The following is a 4,157-nucleotide window of genomic DNA, read 5'->3' as shown; positions in this document are numbered from 1 at the left end:
GCGGGAGGAGGCGCCGCTGCGGACGTTGACCGCCGTGCGCGCGATGGCGGCCGTGGCAGGGACGCCGCCGAAGAGCGGGGCCACGAGGTTGGCGACGCCCTGCCCGAACAGCTCCTTGTCCGGGTCGTGCTGCTGCCCCACCGTCATCCCGTCCGCCACGGTCGCCGACAGCAGGGACTCGAGCGCGGCCAGAGCGGCCACCGCGACCGCCGGGGCGAGCAGTGAGCCGAACGCGGAGGCGTCGAGGAACCCGAGGGAGGGGGCGGGCAGCCCGGAGGGAAGGTCCCCGATCGGGGCCGCCCCGTCCAGGTGGAAGACCTGTGTGATCACGGTCGCGGCGATCACCGCGACGATCGAGAACGGGATCGCCGGCTTCCAGCGGACGCCCGCCAGCATCAGCGCCGCGACCCCGGCCGAAAGGCCGAGCGAGGTCCAGTTCGGGAATGCCACGAACTCCACGAGCGCCCGCCATGCCACCAGCAGGACCTTCTCGCCCTCGGGCTTGTCGACGCCGAGCGCGTTGGGTATCTGCTGGAGGCCGATCACGCAGGCGATACCCAGGGTGAAGCCCTCCACCACCGGCGCCGGCACGTAGCGCATGTACTGCCCGGCCCGCAGCAGAGCCAGACCGATCAGCAGTACCCCGGCCATCAGCCCGACCGTGAGGACGCCGCCGGGCCCGTACCGGGCAACAATCGGGACCAGCACCACCGTCATCGCACCGGTCGGACCGGACACCTGGAGGTTCGATCCACCGAGCAGGGCGGCGAGCGCGCCCGCGATCACGGCGGTGGCCAGCCCCGCCTCCGCGCCCAGGCCTGAGGAGACACCGAACCCGAGGGCGAGAGGAAGGGCGACGATCGCCACGGTGAGGCCGGCCAGGAGATCCCGGCGGGGGCTGCGGGCCATGACCGCGTAGTCGGCCCGAGCCGGCAGCACGGAGCGGACCCGGCTGAGCGCGGCTGTCAGCGCAGTGTTCACGGTCACGGGGCCGGGACCTCGGACTCGCGCAGTTCCTCCAGCAGCACGCTCTGCCCGGTCAGCACCTCGGTCAGGATCCGCCGCGCCGCCAGCATCAGCTGTGCGACATCCCCGCCCGCCAGCTCGTAGACCACGGTCGACCCGTCACGGGTCGAGGTGACGATCCCCGAGCGGCGCAGGACTGCAAGCTGCTGAGACAGGGCGGAGGGTTCGATCTCGATCGCGGCCAGCAGGTCCCGCACCGGCATCGGCCCGTCCTGCAGCAGCTCCAGAACCCTTATCCGCACCGGGTGCCCGAGCATCCGGAAGAACTCGGCCTTGGCCTGGTACAGCGGAACCGGCATGGTCTCGCACCCTTCTCACCACCCCGAACGGGGCACATGCCTAGAGCTGTGCCCGCGGCTGTCTGGAGGCACAACAATCACAGCATCTATGAAATTGCAGACTTTTGCAATTCATGGATGATGCGACCCGACCGTGGAGGTGCCGTTCGGTCGCGACCTCGCCGCCTCGGCGGACACACCCGCCTCCATGGCACTGACCGACCACCGTCTTGTCAGTGACCTCACGCACCTCCAGAAGCGGCTTGGCGCTGGTGATCGAAGAACTCACCACCCACACCCGGATCGAAGAGAAGATCTTTTACCCGGCTGCCCGCGAGGCCGACCCCGACACCCAAGGACCTGCTCTCCGAACTCGAGGACCTCAACCCGAGCGACGAGCGGTTCGACACTCTTGGATGCCGGGCCGGGGTGCGGTTCTCGCCCGGCCGTGGTCATCGCCGTGGTGACGCGGTGACCTGGAGAGCCGACCCACCGAGCAGTGCGGACGGCTTCCGGCGTACGAACCTTGAGCCGGCTTCGCCTCCTGCCGGATGCGGCGCGGCTACTTGGGGCTGGGCCAGGTGTGCAGGACGCCGCCGAGCCAAGCCGCGCCTCGGTGACGCCGGACGGGGGTGCTGCCCGGGATCGGATGCAAGAGCACCCGGGCATACCGGAAGGCGGATTTTTGTGGCCGGAGCCGGCCAGACCGTCACAGTGCGGGCGGACCTGTTTGCACGGAGCCGTCGGTGTGCCGGAGTTCGGCGAGCAGCTCGCTCTGTCCGGCGATCAGTGAGGTGAGGATGCGCCGTGCGGCGCGCAGGAGTTCTGCCACGTCGCCGCCGGCGAGAGCGTAGCTGACGGTGGAGCCTTCACGAATGGAGACCACAATTCCGGAGCGGCGCAGTACCGCAAGCTGCTGGGAGAGGTTGGACGGTTCGATCTCGATCTCGTTGAGGAGTGCACGTACGGGTACGGGGCCGTTCTGGAGCAGTTCCAGTACTCGGATCCGGACGGGGTGTCCGAGCATGCGGAAGAACTCCGCCTTGGCCTGGTACAGCGGTACCTGCACGACAACACTCCCACCCGGGTTCGACCGTTCCAAGGCCCGTCGGCCCACACTGCCGGATCTTCGATCCGCTGCTCCCGCCATCCTCCTGCCTCCCGGCTCCGGCCTGCCCTTGGCTGGTCACATTCAAATGTGCCGAGTTGAAGATTCTTTCAACTCATGGGCATACGGGAGCCGGGAAACAGGGAGCCCTTACAGCTCCAGTTCCGCCTCGATACGCCTGAGCTGGTGCCGGGCCATCGCGAGGTTCGCCCGGCCCTTGTCCAGCACGATGTAGAGGAACAGGCCGTTACCCCCGCGGCCCCTGATCAGCCGGAGGAGGTGGTACTGGCTGCCGAGGGTGATCAGCACATCCTCGATGTCGTCCTTGAGGCCCAGCATCTCCATGGTGCGGACCTTCGCCCGGATCACGTCGGTGTTCCCCGCCGCCGCCACCGTCAGATCGAGGTCCTTGCCCCCGCCCAGCGTTCCCAGCGCCATGCCACTCGTGTAGTCGACCAGTGCGGCCGCCACGCTCCCCTCGATCGAGGTCATCGCCTCCTTCAGAGACGTCTCAACAGTCAGCATTAGTGCTCGCTCCCTCTGCTCTCGACGACCCCGGCCGGCCTCATACTCCGGCCGAGTGATGACCGCAGACGCTACCCACCGGCCGCCAGGAGTACGGGAGCATCGGGAATCCCCGCCGGAATCGATCCACCATCCTCTAACATGCAGCCCTTCGAAGTGCGGCCTGCAAGGCTGAAAGCACACGGTGACTTGGCCTGCGCCCGGCGGCAAGCACACGATCGGACGGCCGCTCGGACCGTCGACAGCAGGCTGCCCGGCCCGCACGCACCCCCCGGCCTCGGGGGAGTCCGGGCACACGCGGCGGGCAGACGCCTGGAGCTCCTGCAGACCGCGCTCCTGGAGCACCGGCACGCGGTCGCGGTCGACTTGTACGCCCTGCCGTGACAGCCGGCGGCCGGAGCTCCATGGAGCGAGACCCGCGAGCAACGGACACGGCGGAAGAACTGCAAGGCCGGATGCAGTGGCTGCCGTGAACCCAGTCGGGACACTGGCGCAGCTCGGTGACAGCATCGCGCCGATCGGCTATCCGACCTGAGCGCGGCTCTCAGCGCCCCGCCCCCGCTACCGGAACTGCTCCACGGGCGTGCGTCAGCCGGCCCGGACGTCGATCAGGGCAGCGCTGCTGTCGAGCGCGGAGCCAAGGGGAGCACCGACCGGTCGGCCGCCACGAGGACTGTCCCGCCGCCCCGTGTGCGGTGAACGACAGCCACCGCGTCGTCCTCGGGCAACAGCAGTGACCGGTATCGGCGTGTGCAGCGCTGCGACGGTACAGCGCCGCGCCCCGAAGGACGAGTTCGGGGCGGGCCGGCTGTGCCCGGCCAGGCGTGGGCGACCCTGGCGAGGCGGAGTCCGAGCCCCGCAAGCGGTGGTGGGGCGGGCAGTCACAGTGACCGGACGCTGGAGAACGGCCTGCTACCAGGGGCAACGCCCCAAGGCACACTGCCTCTCCCCCACCACCACCCCAAAACCAAGAGATCGCAACCAGCCGTTTTGCAGGCGACGAGGGCGAATGACAGCGCTGGGGCGGGCAGTGCAGCGACCAAAGGCCCGCAGCGGAAAGTGGCGAAGATCTTACGGCCCCTCCGGCGGACATTCGTCCGGTTGAGACCCGGAGGGGGTGGACCGGAGCCTCCGCATGCGGATCGCCGCCGCCGCTGCACGAAACGCTTCGGCCCGGCCGACAGCGCCGTCGTGCACTACTCCTCAGGACTCCCGAGGTC

At 69.2% G+C, this 4,157-nt stretch carries 4 protein-coding genes; all 4 read right to left on the bottom strand.

Translation table 11 applies throughout. The features are described 5' to 3' along the window. Positions 1 to 909: SulP family inorganic anion transporter (locus ACWGIU_RS31400; RefSeq protein WP_453711508.1), on the bottom strand; the 909-nt coding region annotated here is incomplete at its 3' end. Positions 910 to 983: 74 nt separating this feature from the next. Then, positions 984 to 1,325: an ArsR/SmtB family transcription factor gene (locus ACWGIU_RS31395; RefSeq protein ID WP_453711507.1), complete on the bottom strand. Its 342-nt coding sequence runs from the start codon at positions 1,323 to 1,325 to the stop codon at positions 984 to 986. A 688-nt stretch (positions 1,326 to 2,013) separates the two neighbouring features. Beyond that, positions 2,014 to 2,373 (bottom strand): ArsR/SmtB family transcription factor, encoded by a 360-nt coding sequence (locus ACWGIU_RS31390; RefSeq protein ID WP_453711506.1) that lies wholly within the window; start codon positions 2,371 to 2,373, stop codon positions 2,014 to 2,016. A 189-nt stretch (positions 2,374 to 2,562) separates the two neighbouring features. Then, complete coding sequence (locus ACWGIU_RS31385) at positions 2,563 to 2,937, bottom strand: hypothetical protein (RefSeq protein WP_189968601.1); 375 nt, start codon at positions 2,935 to 2,937, stop codon at positions 2,563 to 2,565. Between the last annotated feature and the right edge of the window lie 1,220 nt (positions 2,938 to 4,157).

Source organism: Streptomyces sp. NPDC054840 (assembly GCF_053611065.1).
Note: the sequence above shows the minus strand (reverse complement) of the source record. Positions and strands in the feature narration are given on the sequence as shown.

Bases quoted from the DNA above. Each gene is read 5' to 3' on its own strand.
- ACWGIU_RS31395 (WP_453711507.1), bottom strand. From the start codon at position 1,325: ATGCCGGTTCCGCTGTACCAGGCCAAGGCCGAGTTCTTCCGGATGCTC.
- ACWGIU_RS31385 (WP_189968601.1), bottom strand. From the start codon at position 2,937: ATGCTGACTGTTGAGACGTCTCTGAAGGAGGCGATGACCTCGATCGAG.